22 protein-coding genes are annotated in these 20,879 nt (G+C 48.7%); 12 read left to right on the top strand and 10 right to left on the bottom strand.

Going from position 1 to position 20,879, the window contains the following annotated elements:
* Positions 1-128 precede the first annotated feature (128 nt).
* From zipA to P2G85_RS19955, 3 genes are all read left to right on the top strand, one after another.
* Positions 129-1,040, top strand: coding sequence for a cell division protein ZipA (gene zipA / locus P2G85_RS19965; RefSeq protein ID WP_275865818.1), 912 nt, complete (start codon positions 129-131; stop codon positions 1,038-1,040).
* Positions 1,041-1,127: 87 nt separating this feature from the next.
* Positions 1,128-3,140 (top strand): NAD-dependent DNA ligase LigA, encoded by a 2,013-nt coding sequence (ligA, locus tag P2G85_RS19960; RefSeq protein ID WP_275865817.1) that lies wholly within the window; start codon positions 1,128-1,130, stop codon positions 3,138-3,140.
* Between the two features lie 510 nt (positions 3,141-3,650).
* Positions 3,651-5,054, top strand: coding sequence for a porin (locus P2G85_RS19955; protein WP_275865816.1), 1,404 nt, complete (start codon positions 3,651-3,653; stop codon positions 5,052-5,054).
* Between the two features lie 43 nt (positions 5,055-5,097).
* Here P2G85_RS19955 and P2G85_RS19950 read toward each other — a convergent pair whose 3' ends face one another.
* The 6 genes from P2G85_RS19950 to P2G85_RS19925 all read right to left on the bottom strand — a co-directional run bounded on the left by P2G85_RS19950 (position 5,098) and on the right by P2G85_RS19925 (position 10,493).
* Positions 5,098-5,280: a hypothetical protein gene (locus tag P2G85_RS19950; RefSeq protein ID WP_275865815.1), complete on the bottom strand. Its 183-nt coding sequence runs from the start codon at positions 5,278-5,280 to the stop codon at positions 5,098-5,100.
* 574 nt (positions 5,281-5,854) lie between these two features.
* Complete coding sequence (locus P2G85_RS19945) at positions 5,855-6,313, bottom strand: NfeD family protein (RefSeq protein ID WP_275865814.1); 459 nt, start codon at positions 6,311-6,313, stop codon at positions 5,855-5,857.
* A gap of 11 nt (positions 6,314-6,324) precedes the next feature.
* Positions 6,325-7,242 carry an SPFH domain-containing protein gene (locus P2G85_RS19940; protein ID WP_275865813.1) on the bottom strand — a complete coding sequence of 306 codons (918 nt, stop codon included), beginning with the start codon at positions 7,240-7,242 and terminating at the stop codon, positions 6,325-6,327.
* Positions 7,243-7,404: 162 nt separating this feature from the next.
* A complete protein-coding gene (locus tag P2G85_RS19935) occupies positions 7,405-8,259 on the bottom strand; it encodes a co-chaperone YbbN (protein WP_275865812.1) in 855 nt (284 codons plus the stop codon).
* A gap of 449 nt (positions 8,260-8,708) precedes the next feature.
* A complete protein-coding gene (locus tag P2G85_RS19930; RefSeq protein ID WP_275865811.1) occupies positions 8,709-9,536 on the bottom strand; it encodes an SDR family oxidoreductase in 828 nt (275 codons plus the stop codon).
* Positions 9,537-9,572: 36 nt separating this feature from the next.
* Positions 9,573-10,493, bottom strand: a complete 921-nt coding sequence (locus P2G85_RS19925; RefSeq protein WP_275865810.1) for a TIGR01777 family oxidoreductase — start codon at positions 10,491-10,493, stop codon at positions 9,573-9,575.
* 279 nt (positions 10,494-10,772) lie between these two features.
* On the opposite strand from P2G85_RS19925, the gene P2G85_RS19920 reads away from it, so the two are divergent.
* The 6 genes from P2G85_RS19920 (at position 10,773) to yfcE (ending at position 13,960) form a co-directional block, all read left to right on the top strand.
* Positions 10,773-11,507, top strand: a complete 735-nt coding sequence (locus tag P2G85_RS19920) for a DUF1538 domain-containing protein (protein WP_275865809.1) — start codon at positions 10,773-10,775, stop codon at positions 11,505-11,507.
* Entirely contained in the window at positions 11,504-12,295 is a 792-nt protein-coding gene (locus tag P2G85_RS19915; RefSeq protein ID WP_275865808.1) for a DUF1538 domain-containing protein, read from the top strand. Before P2G85_RS19920 ends, P2G85_RS19915 begins: the two co-directional genes overlap by 4 nt.
* A complete protein-coding gene (locus tag P2G85_RS19910) occupies positions 12,285-12,635 on the top strand; it encodes a P-II family nitrogen regulator (protein ID WP_275865807.1) in 351 nt (116 codons plus the stop codon). Before P2G85_RS19915 ends, P2G85_RS19910 begins: the two co-directional genes overlap by 11 nt.
* The gene (locus P2G85_RS19905; RefSeq protein WP_275865806.1) at positions 12,632-13,042 is read left to right on the top strand and encodes a CBS domain-containing protein; all 411 of its coding nucleotides are present in this window, start codon (positions 12,632-12,634) and stop codon (positions 13,040-13,042) included. The genes P2G85_RS19910 and P2G85_RS19905 overlap by 4 nt, the downstream gene beginning before the upstream one ends.
* A gap of 77 nt (positions 13,043-13,119) precedes the next feature.
* Positions 13,120-13,323 (top strand): hypothetical protein, encoded by a 204-nt coding sequence (locus P2G85_RS19900; protein ID WP_275865805.1) that lies wholly within the window; start codon positions 13,120-13,122, stop codon positions 13,321-13,323.
* Positions 13,324-13,414: 91 nt separating this feature from the next.
* Positions 13,415-13,960 (top strand): phosphodiesterase, encoded by a 546-nt coding sequence (gene yfcE / locus P2G85_RS19895; RefSeq protein WP_275865804.1) that lies wholly within the window; start codon positions 13,415-13,417, stop codon positions 13,958-13,960.
* A 20-nt stretch (positions 13,961-13,980) separates the two neighbouring features.
* Here yfcE and P2G85_RS19890 read toward each other — a convergent pair whose 3' ends face one another.
* The 4 genes from P2G85_RS19890 to P2G85_RS19875 are packed head-to-tail and all read right to left on the bottom strand — an operon-like array spanning position 13,981 to position 16,499.
* The gene (locus P2G85_RS19890; protein ID WP_275865803.1) at positions 13,981-14,259 is read right to left on the bottom strand and encodes a SelT/SelW/SelH family protein; all 279 of its coding nucleotides are present in this window, start codon (positions 14,257-14,259) and stop codon (positions 13,981-13,983) included.
* A 30-nt stretch (positions 14,260-14,289) separates the two neighbouring features.
* On the bottom strand, positions 14,290-15,045 hold the full coding sequence (locus tag P2G85_RS19885) for a sulfite exporter TauE/SafE family protein (RefSeq protein ID WP_275865802.1): 756 nt from the start codon (positions 15,043-15,045) through the stop codon (positions 14,290-14,292).
* 47 nt (positions 15,046-15,092) lie between these two features.
* On the bottom strand, positions 15,093-15,617 hold the full coding sequence (locus P2G85_RS19880; protein ID WP_275865801.1) for a regulatory protein ToxS: 525 nt from the start codon (positions 15,615-15,617) through the stop codon (positions 15,093-15,095).
* Between the two features lie 9 nt (positions 15,618-15,626).
* The gene (locus P2G85_RS19875; protein ID WP_275865800.1) at positions 15,627-16,499 is read right to left on the bottom strand and encodes a transcriptional regulator; all 873 of its coding nucleotides are present in this window, start codon (positions 16,497-16,499) and stop codon (positions 15,627-15,629) included.
* Positions 16,500-16,754: 255 nt separating this feature from the next.
* Here P2G85_RS19875 and htpG point away from each other — a divergent pair, with 255 nt between their 5' ends.
* The 3 genes from htpG (at position 16,755) to hemH (ending at position 20,724) form a co-directional block, all read left to right on the top strand.
* Positions 16,755-18,659, top strand: coding sequence for a molecular chaperone HtpG (gene htpG, locus P2G85_RS19870; protein ID WP_275865799.1), 1,905 nt, complete (start codon positions 16,755-16,757; stop codon positions 18,657-18,659).
* A gap of 318 nt (positions 18,660-18,977) precedes the next feature.
* Complete coding sequence (adk, locus tag P2G85_RS19865; protein WP_275865798.1) at positions 18,978-19,622, top strand: adenylate kinase; 645 nt, start codon at positions 18,978-18,980, stop codon at positions 19,620-19,622.
* Positions 19,623-19,761: 139 nt separating this feature from the next.
* A complete protein-coding gene (hemH, locus tag P2G85_RS19860) occupies positions 19,762-20,724 on the top strand; it encodes a ferrochelatase (protein ID WP_275865797.1) in 963 nt (320 codons plus the stop codon).
* Positions 20,725-20,879 lie beyond the last annotated feature (155 nt).

Here is a 20,879-nt window from a genome sequence, read left to right as displayed (position 1 = left end):
CTTGCATTAAGTTGTTCTAAACCTCCACATAGTTTTGGTAAAGTAACCGCATCATTCGTATTTATTGCACTTGGGTTTACTGCTCAAGGACGAACGAGTAGTAAAACTAAGAATATTGAGAGTAAAAAATGCAGGAATTGCGATTCGTACTCATTGTGGTGGGCGCATTAGCTATCGCCGCGTTGTTGTTCCATGGTTTATGGACCAGTAAAAAAGAGGGCAAAGCAAAATTTGGCGATAAGCCCTTAAATAAACTGGATGCAGATCAAGCTGGGGACGAACTCGAGCCTAACGATGACTACGCCCCAGCCCCCCATGACGACTACGAGATTATCCGTAAAGAGCGTAAAGAACCTGATTTTAGCGCAGATAACCTGTTTGATACCAAGATAGAGTCGGATCCTCTCATCGATGCAGATCCACTCATTGACCATGAGCCTGATGTCCGTGTAGCGGTTGATCCAGTCGCAGAGACACCTTCCTTCTCGGCGCTGGAAGAAACTGAGGAAGAGCTGACCGTTCAGGTGCCACTCTCAGAGCCGGAAGCATCGGTATCAGAGCCGCTGGACGCCAGGGTTGATCCTGACATCGAGTCGGCGGCAGCGCCAGTGTCAGAACCGGAAATGGAAGTGATAGTCCTGAATGTCCACTGTGCGGGCGACGAGCCGTTTATTGGCACAAAACTGTTTGAAAGTATGCAACAAAATGGCCTGATTTATGGTGAGATGGATATTTTCCATCGCCATGTCGATCTGTCGGGTAACGGTAAGGTTTTGTTCAGCGTGGCAAACATGATGCATCCTGGCACATTGGCGCATGATGATCCCGCTGAGTTTACCACCAAAGGTATTTCTTTCTTTATGACCTTGCCCGGTTACGGTGAAGCCGATCAAAACTTCAATTTGATGCTGCGTACAGCACAACAAATTGCCGACGAGCTAGGCGGCAATGTACTTGACGACCAGCGTAATTTGATGACACCGGATCGTTTAGCGGCCTATCGTCGTCAAATAGTTGAGTTTATTGCTGCTAACGCCTAATCTTGACCAGCGATTACATTAGGGCTCCGTTTGGAGCCCTTTTTCATCCTCTTTCAACATCATCGATTTACTTTTATGGGGCTTGATATGTCCGAATCCTTACTTCAGAGACTAGAAGAACTCAAAGAGTCACTTCATTACCACGCGGTACGTTATTACGTGGAAGATAACCCCGAAATACCAGATGCCGAATACGATCGTATGATGCGAGAGTTAGTGGAGATTGAAGCACAGCACCCGGAGTGGGTTAGCGTGGATTCTCCCAGCCAGCGCGTCGGTGGCCAGCCATTGTCTGAATTCAGTCAGGTGAGCCATGAGGTGCCAATGTTGTCTCTGGACAACGTTTTTGATGATGCCGAGCTGGATGGTTTCCATAAGCGTGCTCAGGACCGAGTGTTGAGCCAAACCATCAAACAGTATTGCTGCGAGCCTAAACTCGATGGCCTGGCGGTGAGCTTGTTGTATGAGAACGGTATTTTGGTCCAGGCCGCAACTCGTGGTGATGGTACTACTGGCGAAAACATCACTGAGAATGTACGAACGATCAGTGCTATTCCCCTTAAGTTGCAGGGCAATGACTGGCCGGTACGCCTAGAGGTACGTGGTGAAGTGTTTATGCCTAAAGCCGGTTTTGAACGCTTGAATGAAACGGCGCGCCAGAAAGGCGAAAAAGTGTTTGTGAACCCGCGTAATGCGGCGGCCGGCAGTTTGCGTCAGCTCGACTCGCGGATCACCGCTTCTCGTCCACTGAGTTTCTATGCGTACAGTGTTGGTGTCGTCGAGGGCGCGACGCTGGCGGCAAGTCACTATCAACGTTTCCTACAAATTAAGTCTTGGGGCTTACCGATGTGCCCGGAGACCAAACGCCTTGATAGCATGGCTGCGGTAAAAGCGTATTACCAGGATATTCTTGCGCGCCGTGACGCTCTGGCTTACGAGATTGACGGTGTTGTTATCAAAGTAGACGACATCGCGATTCAAGAACAACTTGGCTTTGTAGCGCGTGCGCCTCGCTGGGCGATTGCCTACAAGTTTCCGGCACAGGAAGAAATCACGACCTTGAATGAAGTTGAGTTTCAGGTGGGTCGTACCGGAGCGATCACCCCGGTAGCGAAGCTGGAACCGGTTTTCGTTGGTGGCGTGACCGTAAGTAACGCTACCTTGCACAATGCGGACGAAATCGCCCGCCTCGATGTCATGGTTGGCGACCAGGTGGTGATCCGCCGCGCTGGTGACGTTATTCCACAGGTGGTCTCGGTGATTCGTGAACGCCGTCCGGATGATGTGCGAGAAATTGTTTTTCCGCAACGCTGCCCGGTGTGTGGCTCTCATGTTGAACGTATCGAGGGCGAAGCGGTGACCCGCTGTACCGGTGGGTTGGTGTGTCAAGCGCAACGTAAAGAGTCGCTGAAACACTTTGTATCGCGTAAAGCCATGGACGTCGATGGTTTGGGCGTCAAGGTGATAGAGCAGCTGGTGGACCGTGAAATGGTCGAAACTCCGGCGGATCTGTTTAAGCTATCGGCGGGTGTGTTAACCGTACTGGATCGGATGGGACCTAAATCGGCGCAAAATATTGTCAATGCGCTGGAAAAGTCAAAACTGACGACCCTGGCGCGTTTCTTATATGCCCTGGGGATCCGGGAAGTAGGAGAGGCGACGGCAGCTAACCTTGCTCAGCACTTTACAACGTTGGAACGGGTTCAAGCGGCAACCTACGAGCAATTGATTGAAGTGGCGGACATTGGCAATGTGGTCGCGACCCACATTATCACGTTCTTTAGCGAAGAGAAAAACCAGGCAGTTGTGCAGGATTTGTTGGCTCAGGGCATTCACTGGCCGGCAATATCGGCTCCTGCGGAGGGGGTGGAGCTCCCACTCCAAGGTAAGACCGTGGTATTGACGGGTACGTTATCGCAGCTTAGTCGTACTGATGCTAAAGCGGCGTTACAAAACCTGGGGGCTAAAGTCACCGGCAGCGTATCGAAAAAAACCGATGTGTTGTTTGCCGGAGAAAATGCTGGCTCGAAACTGGCTAAAGCACAGGAGCTAGGTGTCGAGATCCAAACGGAGCAGGACTTGCTGGATCTGATGAAATAACCAGCATCAAAAAATCAAAATAACACCTAAAAGCCCCAAAATAGAGATATTTGGGGCTTTTTATTTATTATCAAAAAAGTATCGCGATTTGGGTGGAATAACCGGAGTAATTGTTTCAGTGATCACCATCTCTCTGTGAGAAATTGAAGGTTTGGTGCTATTGAAGATGCGAGTGACTTCATATTAATAGATAGGGGATATGTATAAGTAATTGTTTTATAACGGGTTTAAATATTTCCATGCTTTGATATTCAAAAATAAGATCTGGATCAATAACCTTGATGGAACTTTGGCGTGGCTCATATTTTTTTAGAAAAAAAATAAGTTCCATTTGGATGTTTTTAGTTGCGAAGTTAGTCTTATGAGCGTGGATACACGGTGTGTATGCAGGAACAAAAAAGCTAAATTGCAAACAGTTTAGCTTTACTTAGGAATTTACTTCTCTCCTTCGGCGGCCAACTTAAGGAGGGAAAGAAAAATACAGCTATATCCATTTTTAGGAGTTTTTCCATGGACAAATTTTTTAAAGTTTCAGCATTAACCGCAGCAATGTTTGGTGTTGTTGCAGTTGCTCCAGCTACCGCTTCAACAGACAGTGCAGCCGGTGCTGAGTACGTCGAGAAAGTCAACGAATTTATGCAAGACTCAAGTCTGAGTGCCATGTTCATTGTTGATACCCGTTCTCGTACTCGTACTACGGGTAAGCCGGGTGGTGAAAACGGCGATCGCTGGAGTCGCTTGAACTACTCTTCTTACAACGCGGTTCTTGATTTTACTTCAGGTTACCATGATGGCTGGCTGGGTGCCGATATTGCAGGTTACTACTCAGGTGATCTGTACAACGACAGCCAAAAAGGTGATCAAGGTTACCTGTGTAACGAAATCTCAACCTGTTCAAACCTGGACTGGGGTGCAGGTGACGGTGAACAGCTTAAAATTTACAAAGCAGCTCTGAAGTTCAAGGCGGGTGACAACTTTAATGCTCGTTTCGGTATGCTACAGGCTGGTGGCAACGGTACGATCGGTAACGTATGGAGCTTTGTACCAGGTACTTACCGTGGTTTCGAACTAAACGGCAAAGTTGGCGATTTCAACCTTAGCTACTTCGGCGCAGACCAATTTACAGCACCTTGGTTACTACATGAAGACGACTACGCACCAGCGCTGTGGTCTGATACCTCTTGGAGCTACCTACACTCTCTGGGTCTGAACGGTAACGCTACTGACAAGTTGTTCTTCCAGCTTGGTGTTGGCCAGGCAACAGGTGTTAAATATGCGAATGGCATCGACTGGGGTGCCAATGAAGTAACAAGTTACCATGATAAAACGGATAACACATCTTACAAAGCTTACCTGAGATACACAGTAAGCGATGCTACTACCGTGGCATTTGATTTCTACGGTGTTAATGATGATGTGAAATACGATGGTCTTGGCTACCATACTGGCCTGTCTCTGAACCATTCATTTGGCAAGCTGGCTTGGATGTCTGAGCTACGTTACACAGATACAGACAACCGCGCTGACTTCGTTCCTCGTACTATCCACACTTACGGTATGAACAATGGTAACTGGTCTCAGTGGTGGGATGCATTGTCTGACTGGAACAAAGCGGGTGAGCTAGCATGGTACAACCGCCTGTCTTACAACCAAGGTAACGGTTGGACTTACTACGCCGGCTTTGGTTACGGTACAGGTGCAGATTCTGCGGCAAGCGGCGCATCTGGTGACTGGGACTACGAAAGCGAATATGCAATCAACGCTACGGTCTCTTACTCGCTACAGAGCGGTGCCCTTAAAGGATCTACTGTACGTCTACACGGTACTATCCTAGAGCGTGATGAGTACACAAATACTCGTGATGCGGATGAGACGGATCTACGCTTCCAAGTTATCATCCCATACACTTTCTAATATCTGAGTGAATAAATAAAAAGGAGCCATTTGGCTCCTTTTTTTATTTGCTCTCTTTACCGTTATGGACTTTGCAGTATAAGGGGGGAAGCATATGAATGTTACCATTAGGCAATTGACATTTTACTTCAGGTGCGAGAGTTCTTCCTTCGGTTGAGCCGCCTGCTTGTGTTGTTAAAGGTGCGATTGTGGCGATCACCACAAATAGTTTAATTAATGATCTCATAACTTTTTTCCTTTACTTACATCTAATCGAAATTCCTCAATATACAACTAACCCTTCAGTCAGTGTTTCTACTTCAGCCTTTCACTACCTCTCCGCTAAAACCAGTTTTCCTGAGAGGCTTACCTACGAGTAGGCCAGTTCAAGCCAGGGATACCACACGACCAGACGCCGGGTTGGCAGCGGTTGAATCATTATTATCCCTGTCGCTACTGACGGCTGAACTAATTAAACCGCATTGAGGTTCATTCACGCCTTTGCACTTCTGTTACTTACCAAAAAACCAAGCACTAAAATAATGTGCTTAATGGATAAGTATGTAAATTGACCGGGAAAGATCAAAAATTAATTTAATAAACTTTTAATTTTTAAATGAAAATTTCAATTCAGAAATATTGTTTTTAGTTGCTATGTTGTTGAAATTTTCGTCGTGGGAATGTAAGTAGGATAGGAGGGAAATAATATTTATATCACTTAATTTGTGAAATTAATTTTATTAACCTTATGAAATAATGAATAAACCAGGACTAAATGCCAATTAAGGGCAGAGTGCTCTACCTTAATTGGCAAAGGTTCATTATTCGACGGGTTCAACGATGAGTGTAATGCCGTCAACGGCGGTGATTTTAACCTGAGTACCTGCCGGTATAGTTTGCTTGCATCGTGCGGACCACGTCGTATCGGCAACGTTGAGCCGGTTAACGCCAACGTCAAAATCCTCATCGATCCTGACCACCATACCGATCAGCTGTTTCTGTTTTTGATTCAGATCGCGATGTTGGTCATCTTGTGAGTCTTTACGCCACTGCCTCCGCCACCAGAGCCATGTGGTGGTGAGGCTAAAAACAACAAAGCAGAGCCATTGCAGCTGCCAGCTAAGTGGCAGTATCGCAAGCAGCACTCCAACCAGTAGCGCAGAAATGCCCAGCCATAAGCAATAGCCAGCCGTCCCCAGCAGTTCAACCGCTAACAGTACCAGACCGAATGCCAGCCAATGCCAGAAAGTGATTCCGTCGAGTAAGGTGAATATACTCATAATTTCGCCTGTTAATCGTTACTGTGTTGTTTGAACATTTCGGCAATGCCAGCCACAGAGCCCATTAATCCGGTGGCCTCTAGTGGCAGCATGATGATCTTACCATTTTCAGCCTGACCAATACTTTTCAGTGCTTCGGTATACCCTTGGGCGATGAAGTAGTTAACCGCCTGCATATCACCTTGGGCGATGGCTGTGGATACCATTTCGGTTGCTCTTGCTTCTGCCTCGGCGGCACGCTCACGCGCTTCCGCTTGAAGAATAGCAGCTTGCTTTTCCCCTTCCGCTTTTAAAATCTCAGATTGTTTATGACCTTCGGCTCTGAGGATCTCAGCCTGGCGAACCCCTTCGGCTTCAAGAATATCAGCACGTTTATTCCGTTCGGCTTTCATCTGCGCGTTCATCGCCGCGGTAAGATCCGCTGGAGGCTGAACGTCTTTGATTTCGATACGGGTTACTTTGACACCCCATGGGTTAGTCGCCTGATCGACAATCGCCAGCAGTTTGGTGTTGATCATATCGCGCTGGCTGAGCATTTCGTCCAGCTCCATTGAACCGAGCACGGTACGGATATTGGTCAGGGTCAAATTACGGATAGCATGTTCGAGATCATTCACTTCATAAGCGGCTTTAGCGGCATCAACAACCTGAACAAAACACACGGCATCAATCACCACATTCGCGTTATCTTTAGAAATCACCTCTTGTGCCGGAATATCCAGCACGCGCTCCATCATGTTGATCTTTTGGCCAATGCGATCCATGAAGGGAATGATGAGGTTAAGGCCCGGCTTAAGCGTTTGAGTAAAGCGGCCAAAACGTTCAACAGTCCAGTTGTTGCCTTGTGGGACGGTCTTAACTGCAGACGCGATCACGATGATCGCCACTACCACAAAGACGCCTATCGCGATGAATGAATCGATTAACATAACATTATTCCTTTCTATGCATAGTAACTGGTTCATTCTTGCGCATTTATGCGAGTGAAACAATCAGTTAAATAAGAAATACCGACATAGCAGATAAAATAAAAGCCGGGACTGGCCGGCTTTTATTGGTATAAAACATGAAGTAACAGATATGGCCAATAATCAGTACAGGATGGAGTACAACTGGCGGCGGTATTTGCCAGCCAGTGCATTGCCTTGACCAAGGGCACTTAAAATATCCATAAATGCTTTACGAACTTCGCCGTCATGGGCACCAAGATCGGCTTTGAGTATGTTCCACAGCAGTTCTAAGGCTTCTTCATCACGGCCTACCTGGTGGTATTGAACGGCAAGTTCGCAGGCTAGCGCCAGATCGCTTGAGTTAGCCGCGTACTCTTGTTCTAGGCGCTGCAGTTCAGGACTGTCGGCCGCCTGCAATTGCAGCTCAAGTTTGGCAATCAGGCTCTTGTAGTCATTGTTCTGGTATTCGAGCGGAACAGTGCCCAACACCTCCTGAGCCGCTTCAAACTGTTTGGTCTCCAATAGGCAGTCTGCCATCGCCAGCTTTACATCACCACGACTGTGCATTGGCTCCGGCAAGGTATGGAGTAACGCCAGTGCCTGACTGTGTTCACCTTGTGCCAGGAACTCGCTTGCTTGCTTCATTACCATTTCTTCCTGGCTTGGTAAGTGTTTATTGAGCATATTGCTGATGGCTTCAATAGGCTGCGCCCCCCCCAAACCATCTACGGCTTGGCCATTTATGAACAGGGCGATGGTCGGCAGTACCTGTACACCAAACTGAGCGGCAATCGCGCCTTGTTGTTCGCAATTAAGTAAGGCGAGTGTGAATGCTCCGTTGTATTGTTGAGCCAAAGCGCGCAGTTCGGGAAGAATTTGACTGCTTTCTGGTTGGGCGTCCGCCCAGAAGTGGATCAACACTGGCGTAGTCATAGATCCTTCGAGCACTTCTCGAAAGTTTTGTTCAGTGATCTCAACGATAAAAGGAGATTGCATCCGGATGTCCTTGCGTTTGTGTTTTGTCGTTTAATTATATGGAGATAATAGCGTTGAAATTCAACCAGCAATAAAAGAAAAACGCTGCCGAGGCAGCGTTTATTGCAAGCGAAAGTGCTGTGACATTGTTGTCTTTACCCATACTCACATTGCCGCCGGTGTTCGCCTGAGTCCGGGTATGGCGAAGTAAGCTTAAAACAGTATGAACAGGGTTACGACTACACCCACGCTTAACCAGTTAAGCTGATTAAAAGTCATTGTTATCTCATTCATGCACAAACCAGTATGGGTGGAGACAGTCAATCTAGACTACATCGACACTGCAAAGGGCTGGCTGCATTGCAGATGGAGTACCAGATGTTGGATCTATCAGATGCGGTTTTTTCAACCAGCCTGCTCACAATGCCATCAGATTGTTACAAAAGCATGACGCGGGTAACTTTTTTAACTTAAGCCGCGCGTTTTAAAATGGCATCGAGCCAAACCGTCGGCAACAGGCGTTTCAGCACCGCAAATACTTTGGTTGGCGTAGTGATACGATAACGTGTCTTTGGCTTCGGGTGGGTCAGGGCGTGTAAAACCGGCTCAACACAGGCCTCGGCGGGCAATACAAAGGCGTTATTCGACTTACTGTTTTGCAGGCGTTGTCTTTGTGCTTCGTATGCGGCTTGGTGCGGGCTATGTTCAACACGGATCCATTGCTCAAACGCTCGTAGTGCATTGTGGCGGAAGTGGGTTTCTATCGGGCCCGGTTCAATCAGTGATACGCGGATGTTGGTATTGGCAAGTTCCAGCCGGAGCGTATCAGTCCAACCTTCGAGAGCATACTTTGAGGCGTTATAGGCACCGCGATATTTCATGGCAGCAAAGCCCAACACGGAACTGTTCTGAATGATGCGTCCCTGGCCTTGTCGGCGCATGTGGGGCAGCACCTCTCGGATTAAATGATGCCAGCCGAAAAAATTGGTTTCGAACTGAGCACGCAACGCTTCTGTCGGCAGGTCTTCCAGTGCACCGGGCTGGCCATATGCTCCGTTATTAAAGACGCCGTACAGGTTACCGTCTGCCAAGTGAAGGGCTTGCTTTACTCCTCGGCGGATGTTGTCAGGATCATTGAGGTCGAGTTGAATACAAGTCAGCCCCTCCTGTTGAAGACGCTCAACATCAGCCAGCTGCCGGCATGAGGCAATGACATGAAAACCTCTGTCATGCAAGGCATGAGCACAGGTATAACCGATACCAGTCGAACATCCGGTAATAAGAACAGATTTTTTCATTTGCGCCCTAAGCTGGTGGATAGAGAAGATACTCTATCATTCATGGTTGCGCTCTTGAAGCAAATGCTTGAGTGCCGGCTCTATGCGTGAGTAGCTGAATTTAAAGCCTAACTCGGTCAGTTTTTTTGGTTTGGCGCGAATACTGTCAAATAACAGGCAGGAGGATTCGCCCATCGCAAGGCGAAGTGCCCACTTGGGAGTGAATAAAAAATGCGGACGTTGCAGTGTTTTGGCCAGTGTCCGGCTGAATATCTGATTGGTGACCGGGTGTGGTGCACACAGATTAAACACGCCGGAGGCATGCGGGGTTTCCAGCAGAAACATGATGGCGCGCACCATGTCGAGTAAATGAATCCACGGCATGTACTGCACGCCGTTACCAATCGGGCCTCCTAGGCCTAGTTTGTATGGCAGTAACATTTTCGCCAGAGCACCACCGTGGTGGCCGAGGACGATACCGGTTCGGATCAGGCATACACGGGTGAGATCGGAATGGGCCTGTTTGGCAACACGCTCCCATTCAGCACAGACGTTGTGTGCAAACTCGCTGCTGTGTACTTGCAGGGACTCATCAAACGGGTGGTGGTGTTGGTCGCCGTAATAGCCGACCGCAGACCCGCTGATAAACGTGCTGGGTGGCTTGGTGCTGGCGTGGATCAGTTCGACGATCCTCTCGGTGATCTCCCAGCGGCTTTTACAGATGATTTCCTTTTGTTCTGCTGTCCAGCGTTTATCTGCGATTGGTTCTCCGGCGAGGTTAATCACCGCATCGATGTGGTTGAGATCCTGTAGGTGATCCAACGATTCAAGATAGGTGACATTGCCGAGATCGGCATATTCCAAGTGTTGCCTGGCACGCTCTTTGTTCCGTGTCAGTAATGTCACCTGGTGTGTGGTAAGCAGCTTCATCAACTCTGAGCCGATAAAACCGGTTCCCCCTGTCAGTAGTATCTTCATGCTATCCCTCTGAACAACCGATTTATTCACCCATTATAGTCTTTTTCCGGTTTAGTTGATCAATTCAACAAGTTAGGAATGTTGCGCTGAGAGCAGCACGACGTGGCTCCAATGCGTGCAGCTGCAGGTCTTGGTTGATGAGTTTTGCTCAGTTCACAATTTTAACATATGTAACGAATTGTTATCTAACCCATCGCATGGCTCACACCGCGCTGCAGTGGTTTATGTCATGCTAGTTGCCACGGGATACATACAGGGCAGAACTTCAGGAGGTGGGCGATGTCAGGAATAGCTGCGCTTTTTCGCGCCATGCTGGGCAGTGCGCGAGATTTACTTCCTATCGTGGTCGTGATTGCATTTTTCCAGTTGCTGGTGCTACAAGAACCGCTGCCTAACCTGATTTCCATTCTGTTTGGCCTTTTGTTGGTTGTGCTGGGTTTGACCTTCTTTATTTTTGGCCTGGAGATGGGCCTGTTTCCGATCGGAGAGAGTATGGCGCAGGCCTTTGCCCGCAAAGGCAGTGTGCTGTGGTTACTGATTTTTTCGTTTTGCCTGGGTTTTGGTACCACGATCGCCGAGCCCGCGTTAACGGCTGTGGCCGAGGAGGCATCAGAAGTTGCGGCGGAAGGCGGCATGATTATTCATTCCCAAGATGCGATGAAAGAATATGCGTATGGCTTGCGTTTTACCGTTGCGTTTTCTGTTGGTCTGGCGATTGTGATTGGTGTCTTACGTATCCTTAAAGGCTGGCCGATACATTATATGATCATCGGCGGTTATGTCGGGGTGGTGATCTTAACCTGGTTTGCTCCGTCATCGATAATCGGTGTGGCTTATGACTCCGGTGGTGTGACTACTTCGACCATTACCGTACCTTTGGTGACAGCGCTTGGAGTGGGCCTGGCCTCATCGATTAAAGGGCGCAATCCGATGATTGATGGTTTTGGTTTGATCGCATTCGCTTCGTTATTGCCGATGATGTTTGTGATGGTATATGGGATGGTGGTGGCATGATAGCGTTAGCAGACTGCATTGATACCTTTGTCTCGACCGTTCGTGATGTCGTGCCGATAGTCACGATCATTTTTGGTTTTCAGATTGCGGTACTGCGCCGGCCGGTGAGTAATTTGCCACAGGTGCTACTCGGATTTTTCTATGTAATTGTCGGCCTGTCACTGTTTTTGCTGGGGCTGGAAATGGCGTTATTCCCGCTAGGTGAAACCATGGCAACGCAATTAACGGCGCCGGCATTTTTGCATGATATCAAGCTCTCTGTCGGCCAGGCACTCAGCTGGATCGATTATTACTGGGTTTACATTTTCGCTTTTACGATTGGCTTTAGTACCACGATTGCCGAGCCATCTTTGATAGCCGTGGCGATTAAAGCCAATCAGGTGTCCGGGGGAGCTATCAGTGTTAACGGGCTGCGGATTGCTGTCGCCTTAGGCGTGGCCATCGGCATCGCCCTGGGCAGTTACCGGATTGTCGTGGGGGATCCTATCCATTACTACATTATGGCAGGGTACGTTGTGGTGGTGATACAGACGTTTTATGCACCTAAGCTGATCATTCCTTTGGCCTATGATTCCGGGGGGGTCACAACTTCAACTGTGACGGTGCCTCTGGTTACGGCTCTCGGGTTGGGGCTGGCATCGACGGTGCCAGGCCGCAACCCGATGATTGATGGCTTCGGCTTGATTGCATTTGCCAGTTTGTTTCCGATGATTTCAGTGATGGGCTACGCCCAAATTACTCAATGGCTGACGAAAGAGGCCAAGGAGGAGAATGAAAATGCGTTTTAAACTGATATTGGCTTTTGTCGAGGACAGTAAAACCGACAAAGTCCTGGATGCCGCGCGGCAAGCAGGAGCCACCGGGGCGACGGTGATTAATAACGCCCGTGGAGAAGGGTTGAATAAGAAAAAAACCTTTTTTGGCCTGACGTTAGAAGTTCAGCGGGATGTCCTGTTGTTTGTGGTAGAAGAGCACCTTTCGCGCCATATTCTCGAAACAATCTGTGATGTCGGTGAATTTGATCAAGAGCCAGGCCAGGGTATCGCGGTGCAAGTGGATATTGAAGATGCTGTGGGCGTGGCGCATCAGGTGGAGACATTAACCAAAGTGGTAGAGGATGAGCTATGAGTAGCCATGAGTTAATTCGGGTTAGAGATGTAATGGCCGCGACCTACGTGATGGTGGATGGGTTGATGACCGTCCATGAGGGGATCACCATGGCTCGGCGGCATCAGGTTAAGGCGCTGGTGGTGAAAAAGCGCCACGATAACGATGAGTTCGGCATTGTGCTGATGAACGATATTGCCAAAAAGGTTCTGGCGCAAAACCGTTCACCGCAACGGACGAATATTTATGAGATCATGACCAAACCGGCGCTGTGTGTCGACCCGATGATGAATGTGAAATACTGTGCCAGAATGTTTGAACGGTTTGGCATCAGCCGGGCTCCTGTAGTGGAGAATGGTCAAGTGATCGGGATGGTGAGTTATAACAATATTGTGATGAATGGGATGGCAGTAGAAAGCGACGCCTGACCCAGTTCGGCAGTTGCGGACTCTGTTAAGGGGCTATACGCTTTTTGATACCATCTACAGTGTAAGGAGGAGCTAAGATGCCTTTAGTTGCGTGCCCGGTTTGTGATAAGCCGATTTCTCCACGAGCGCATGCCTGCCCGGGATGTGGGGAGCCAGATCCGCTTAACCATGTTGTCAAAGCTAAATTACTTGCATTGTTCTTGTGGGGGGTGGGGTTGGTCGGACTGGCTTACCTTAGCTGGAATTACATGGTCCCAATGCTGATTGAGGCGGTGCGCTAGTGCACGGTTTACCGGGCGATGCTCATATGCTCGGTTGAGCTTAGCAGAGAATGCCGTAGAATATCCTCAAACATTTTGAGGAGATGAAGTCGTGAAATTATTTTTTGCCTCAGATTTGCATGGCTGTTTGCCGGCAACCGAACAGGTACTGGCATGCTACCGTGAGTCCGGTGCGGATCATTTGGTGCTGTTAGGGGATGTACTGAACCATGGGCCAAGAAACCCGGTTCCTGATGGCTACAATCCGCCTGAAGTGGCGGCGCGGTTAAATGAGTTCGCTGATCAGATCATTGCCGTACGAGGTAATTGTGACAGTGAAGTGGATCAGATGTTGCTCTCGTTTCCCATGATGAGTGATTATGCCTGGCTGGTGCTGGAGTCTGGTGCGCGCTTGTTTCTGACTCACGGTCATTTATACAACAGTGATAAACGTCCGCCCTTGCGGGATGGTGATGTGATTGTCCATGGCCACACCCACGTTCCTGTTGCGCAAGAGCAAGCTGGCGCGGTGATTTTTAATCCCGGTTCGGTGACGTTTCCGAGAAATGACTTGCCGGCCAGCTATGGCCTGCTGGATGGGCGCTTGCTTAAGGTGATCACGTTTGACGGTGAGGTCTTGGCTCAAGCGGGCATTTAATGAGAGGGAGCGCCGCTCCCTTATTTGCTATCGCTGTGGCCCAGATCGCGTTCGGGAGCAATCACATCACGCACGCGCTGTTTGAGAACCTTCGCTTCGGGAAACCCGCCATCTCTTTTTCGTTCCCAAATGACATTGCCGTTACAGATGATTTCAAACCGCCCGCCGGTATCAGGGTGCAGGCTGAGGGTATCAATCTCTTCACTGAAGGTATGGAGTAGCTCCTGCGACAACCAGGTTGAGCGAAGCATCCAGTTGCACTGGCGACAGTAAAAAATGTCAATGATGGCTTTATCCATTTTACTTTCCTTGTTATTTCCTGCGTGAGACTACAGCAGCAGTTTGATTCCGACTGCAAACGTCAGCAGCTCAAACGCCAACTTTATCACGCGATTGTTGTAGCGGTTGGTGGCCCATGCGCCCAGGCTCCCGCCAAGAAATGAACTTACCAGCAGGACAGGTAGCCAAAGCCAGTGGATCGTGGCACCCGCCTGGGCGATGGCAAGACCACCAATTCCGTTCCAGAACAGACCGACGCAAATCATGGTGTAAGCAACGGCCTGCTTGTAGTCGAAGCCAAACCAACGGACTAAAAATAGCGTGACCAATAACCCGGAACCTGCGGTTAATGAGCCGTTGATGATCCCGATCAGCATCAATCCGGCTCCTCCCAGCAACCAGCCCAGAGTATGCCGGTTTTGCGGCACCTCCCGTTGTCCGAGCTCTTTTTTCATTCTCGAATAGATGCCTAAAGCTAAGATCATCCCGCCCAGTAGCCTTTCGGCGATGGTATCAGGAACCGAGAAGATGATATTAGCACCGAGTACCACGCCGATACTGCCGGTAAGTATCAGATACACGGCCAGTTTTAGTTCAATGCTACCGGCACGAACATGCGTGGTAGCCGCGCCCAGGCCTAATGCCACGGTAGCGATTTTGTGGGTAGCCAGCGCGACCGAGAAGGGCAGACCAAGGAAGAGTAACAGTGGCAATTGCAGTAAACCGGCTCCGCCACCAGACAACGAGGCGAGGGTATTGGCGATAAGTGAGCCGATAAAAAGAGTAAATGTGTCCAGCCAATCCATGAGCAAAATAAAAGGGGGCCGGAGCCCCCTTATTCAGTGATAAAGAATCAATTTCTAAACAGTACCGTAGAGCCATGATTAAGGCTAGTCAATAACAGCGTTTTCTCATTGACTACATCGATCCGGCGGCTTTGTTCGGCATCAAGCTTAAAAATCTGGGTGATGAGTTTAAGCTGCTCAGCGGTAAAATCTGACGATTGAGAAGAAGAGGTGTTCTTGAACTCAACCGGCGTGACCAGTAAGTAGTTATCACTGACTTCCCAACGACCTTTTTCGGAGATATTGATCGCCGATTCGGCATCGCTTGCGTTGACGTCGGCAAATAGCCGGATAGTTGCGACGCGAATATACTCACCATTTGGTAAGTACTTGACGTTGGAGGCGACTTTGACTTTACGCAGCGGGCCAATATTGGCACTGTCGGGCAACTCTTGCGTGATAACCGCGACCAATGACGACTGCCATTCGTTGGATGTCAGAACCTGCTCAATTTTAAGATCACTGCCCCAGTACAGCCAGCCGCTGAAGAGGATCGAAACGGCTAAAACTACCGATGCCATTTTAATTTTCATCATGTCCTCCTACTTGCAGATATCTGCTGGATCTTTCTGACCGGCGATAATACGCAGTGTCACGTTTTTGTTTGAATGGTCAGCACTGTGGATGTAGTTCAAAACCAGCTGATGGTTTTGGCCACCAGTAGCAATCACCTCAATTGGGGCTTCCTCGCTACTGTGGGCCTTAACGTAATGGCTGATGCACTGCTCAATTGATGTCATCCAATCATTTAATGGCGGGTGATTGACCGGGGTCATCACGGCCACGTTGTTATAATTACCTATCTGGCGGAACTTGGATTCTGCCGGGTTGGTAAGCAGCAGCACACAAACAGGAAGCAGTGCGGCAAGCAGCCATAAGCCGCGTACCAGCCATGGATTGGTGCGTTTTTCTGGTGCCGTGAGGCTGTCATCCGGGGAAAGCTCTGCCGTATCATCGATTTCAGCGTCGGCGATCGGCATTGCCTCTTCTGGCGTTAACTCCTGGTCTTGGTTTTGGTCTGCTGTTTCTGGTTCAGGCTCTTGTTCATCTTGGGGATCACTCAACAAGGGACTGAGACGTTCTACCGGACAGATCAGTTGATAGCCGCGTTTGGGTACGGTTTTGACAAATTCTGGCGACTTAGTTGAGTCCTTCAACATTTTTCGCAGTGTCGAGATTGCTTGGGTCAGGCTTGAGTCATCCACCTCAAAGCCTTGTTCTCGCCAAACGAACTCATGGAGTTCGTGACGGGTCAGAACTTCATTGGGTCTCTCCGAAAGCATAAGCAGAATGCGGCTTTCATTACTTCCTAAACGGACAATATCGTTGTCACTTTGTTGGTCAGCGAGAGAATTGCTATTTGGGTCAAAGACAAATCTTTGAGCAAGTAGGAATTTGGTGCCGATGTTAGTCATTGAGTTCTTCTTAGATGGATGCTTTTTCAGTTATCGTGAGTTACGGGTTAAAACTTCACTTGTTTGGTTTTAGATTATTTTAGGTGCTTAGGATAATTAAATTTTTCTAAAAAAACACTGTTTTTACCAAGATTGACCTTGAATTTACATTTGTCAGCCGCATGTTAAATAAAAACCAGATGTGGCTCTCTTTGTTAGGGAGCAGTGAAGAGTCAGTCAATTCCAGACTGTCAGTTTAAATGTTACGGAGCAAACATGAGCGAAACAGTATCACAAAACAAAGAAACTCGTGGCTTTCAATCTGAAGTAAAACAGTTACTTCATCTGATGATTCACTCTCTTTACTCGAATAAAGAGATCTTTCTGCGCGAGTTGATCTCAAATGCCTCTGACGCCTCGGACAAGCTGCGCTTTCAAGCCTTGTCCAATCCCGAATTATACAATGGCGATGCCGATTTAGGTGTGAAACTGTCGTTTGATGAAGTGGCGAATACGCTGACCATTTCTGATAACGGGATTGGTATGAGCCGCGAGGATGTGATTGAACACCTAGGCACCATTGCCAAATCAGGCACGGCTGAGTTTTTCTCCAAACTCTCGGAAGATCAAACTAAAGAGTCCCAGTTGATTGGTCAGTTTGGGGTTGGCTTTTACTCTGCTTTCATCGTCGCAGATGCGGTCACCGTACGTACCCGGGCCGCTGGCCTTGCGACCGACGAGGCGGTGCAGTGGCACTCCACCGGTGAAGGGGAGTACACCGTCGAGGGGATTAACAAAGAGTCTCGCGGTACCGATATCATCCTGCACATGCGTGATGATGCCAAAGAGTTCCTAAGTGAATGGCGCCTGCGTGAAGTGATCAGCAAGTACTCTGACCATATCGGCATTCCGGTTTCAATTCAGACCGCCGTGCGTGATGACGAAGGTAAAGAAACCGGAGAGAAAGCCTGGGAGCAAATCAATAAAGCGCAAGCACTTTGGAACCGTAATAAGTCAGACATCAGCGATGAAGAGTACCAAGAGTTCTACAAACATGTCTCGCACGATTTCGCTGAGCCTCTGGTGTGGAGCCACAACCGGGTCGAAGGTAAGAATGACTACACCAGCCTGTTGTACATTCCGGCCAAAGCGCCGTGGGATATGATGAACCGCGACCATAAGTCCGGCCTGAAGCTGTACGTACAGCGGGTGTTCATTATGGATGACGCTGAGCAGTTCATGCCGTCGTACCTGCGCTTTGTCCGTGGTCTGATTGACTCCAACGACCTGCCGCTGAACGTGTCGCGTGAAATACTGCAGGACAATAAAGTGACTCAGTCGTTGCGTAATGCCTGCACCAAGCGTGTGCTGACCATGCTCGAGCGTCTGGCGAAGAACGACGAAGAGAAGTATCAGGCTTTCTGGAAAGAGTTTGGCCTGGTGATGAAAGAAGGCCCGGTTGAAGACATGAGCAACAAAGAGAAAGTTGCCGGTCTTCTGCGTTTTGCGTCGACGGAGGTAGACTCTGCGGAACAGACGGTTAGCCTGGCATCATACATCGAGCGCATGAAAGACGGCCAGGATAAGATCTACTATCTTACTGCCGATAGTTACGCTGCAGCGAAGCACAGTCCTCACCTGGAGCAGTTTAAAGCGAAAGGTCTTGAAGTGATTCTGATGTTTGATCGCATTGATGAGTGGCTGATGAATTACCTGACGGAGTTTGATGGTAAGCAGTTCCAGTCCATCACCAAAGCAGGTTTAGACCTGAGTCAGTTTGAAGATGAAGCTGAGAAAGAGAAGCACAAAGAAACTGCAGAAGAGTTCAAATCGGTGGTTGAACGTACCAAAACGTATCTGGGCGATCGTGTGAAAGACGTTCGCACGACCTTCAAGCTTGCGTCGACGCCCGCGGTAGTGGTCACCGATGACTTCGAAATGGGCACCCAAATGGCTAAGCTGCTTGAGGCTGCCGGTCAGGCTGCACCGGCGGTGAAGTACATCTTTGAACTTAACCCTGAACACCCGATGGTTCAGCAAATGGCTGACGAAGCTGATGAACAGGCATTCGGCCGTTGGGTAGAAGTACTGCTGGGTCAGGCGATGCTGGCTGAGCGTGGTTCGATGGAAGATCCTTCGCAATTTTTAGGTGCCATCAACACGCTTTTGACTAAGGACTAATAACGTAACCCACTTAAAAAGCTCGCATTTGGCGGGCTTTTTGGTGTATTTGCGCTAATAGTGAATGAAACGGCGCGAAGTGGCGGGTAAATGTGAGTGTTTAAGCATTCTTTAGTCGTAGTTCGCGCTATGGTTTCAAATTGTATGATAGAATGCAATCTTGAAACCAGGTGAACAGGCGTGTAATGTGCACGCCTGTTTTCTTGTTAACTGTAAACAGTTATACCGAAACTTACCGTGAGTTGCTGTGCGTTCGAGGTACAGAGCAGGGCATAGTGAGCTTCGGTATAAATCATTATTATCTTAAGAGGATTCAACATGCGCATCATTCTTCTAGGTGCTCCAGGTGCAGGTAAAGGCACACAAGCTAATTTCATCATGGAAAAATACGGTGTTCCGCAAATCTCTACTGGTGACATGCTACGTGCTGCTATCAAAGCGGGTACAGAACTTGGCAAGCAAGCTAAAGCTGTAATCGACGCTGGTCAGCTAGTTTCTGATGAAATCATCCTTGGTCTGATCAAAGAGCGTATTGCTCAAGATGACTGCGAAAAAGGCTTCCTGCTAGACGGTTTCCCTCGCACAATCCCTCAGGCTGATGGCCTAAAAGCAATGGGTGTTGATGTCGATTACGTGATTGAATTTGACGTCGCGGACGACGTGATCGTTGAGCGTATGGCTGGCCGTCGTGCTCACCTGCCTTCAGGCCGTACTTACCACGTTGTGTACAACCCGCCTAAAGTGGAAGGCAAAGACGACGTAACCGGTGAAGATCTTGTTGTTCGTGATGACGACAAAGAAGAGACTGTACGTGCGCGCCTGGGTGTTTACCATGAGCAAACTGCACCGCTTATCACTTACTACGGTAAAGAAGCGGAAGCGGGTAACACTAAGTACCTTAAGTTCGATGGTACTAAGCAAGTTGCTGAAGTAAGTGCTGATATCGAGAAAGCGCTAGCATAATTTACCCAAATCAAAAAACGTATTTTTGATATATTAAAAGCGACCTTATGGGTCGCTTTTTTATTTACTGTTTGTACGCAGTGAACTTTTCCTTACGCTCGGTCGTACAAGTCAAGCTGTTTATCACGATTAGGACGCTATGAAAAACAATAATAAACAAGGGGTGCTGCTGGTTAACCTCGGAACTCCTGATGAAGCCACCGTGCCAGCGGTCAAACGTTTTTTAAGTCAGTTTCTTCATGATCACCGGGTGGTGGATATGACGCGATGGTTATGGTGCCCATTATTGCATGGGATCATCCTGCCCATCCGCGCGCCTAAAGTTGCCAAACTCTATCAAACCGTATGGATGGACGCGGGCTCACCGTTAATGGTGTATTCAAAACGTCAAGCGGAGAAGCTCGAACAGCAACTTGGCTTACCGGTTGAACTCGGTATGACTTACGGCAATCCAAGTCTCAAATCAGGGCTGGATAACTTGCTGGCTCGCGGGGTGGAAGAGGTGGTGGTCTTGCCGTTATACCCACAGTACTCAGGCACCACCACAGCGGCAGTTTCCGACGGATTAACCAAGGCGTTCCAACAGATGCCGGTGATGCCCGGTTATAGCTTCATTCGCGATTATCACAACCACCCGTTGTACATTCAGGCATTGGCACAGTCGGTTCGCGAGCACTGGGCTGTGCATGGGCAGGGAGACTATTTGCTCTGCTCGTACCACGGCATTCCCAAGCGCTACGCTGACAATGGTGATATATATCCGCAGCACTGTGAGACTACCACCCGCCTGTTGGGTGAAGCATTGGGCTTGAGTACAGAACAAATTGGGATGAGTTATCAGTCTCGCTTTGGCCGGGAAGAGTGGTTGCAACCCTATACGGACAAGACGCTGGAAAGTTTGCCGGATCAGGGGATGCAAAGACTCGATGTAATCACGCCGGCTTTTGCGGCGGATTGTCTGGAAACATTGGAGGAAATCGCTGAACAGTGTCAGGAGATCTTTTTGCACGCTGGTGGCGAACGCTTTAACTATATTCCGTGCCTCAATGATAATGATTTGCACATTGAGATGATGGCGGCGCTGGTTCAACACCGCCGGTAGCAGAATAGCGGTATTAAAAAGGGTCGCCATGGCCTGTCTCTTATACACAAATCCTCGAACCGAAAGGTTCGGGGATTTTTTTTGAACTCTTATAAAATTTTGCGATCAGATCATTCGGTTACCAACTTAGGATGATTAGGATGATGTACTCAGAA

It is taken from the genome of Vibrio sp. CAU 1672, from assembly GCF_029223195.1.
Classification (GTDB): Bacteria; Pseudomonadota; Gammaproteobacteria; order Enterobacterales; family Vibrionaceae; genus Vibrio.
This window is presented reverse-complemented; position numbering and strand designations above follow the sequence as displayed.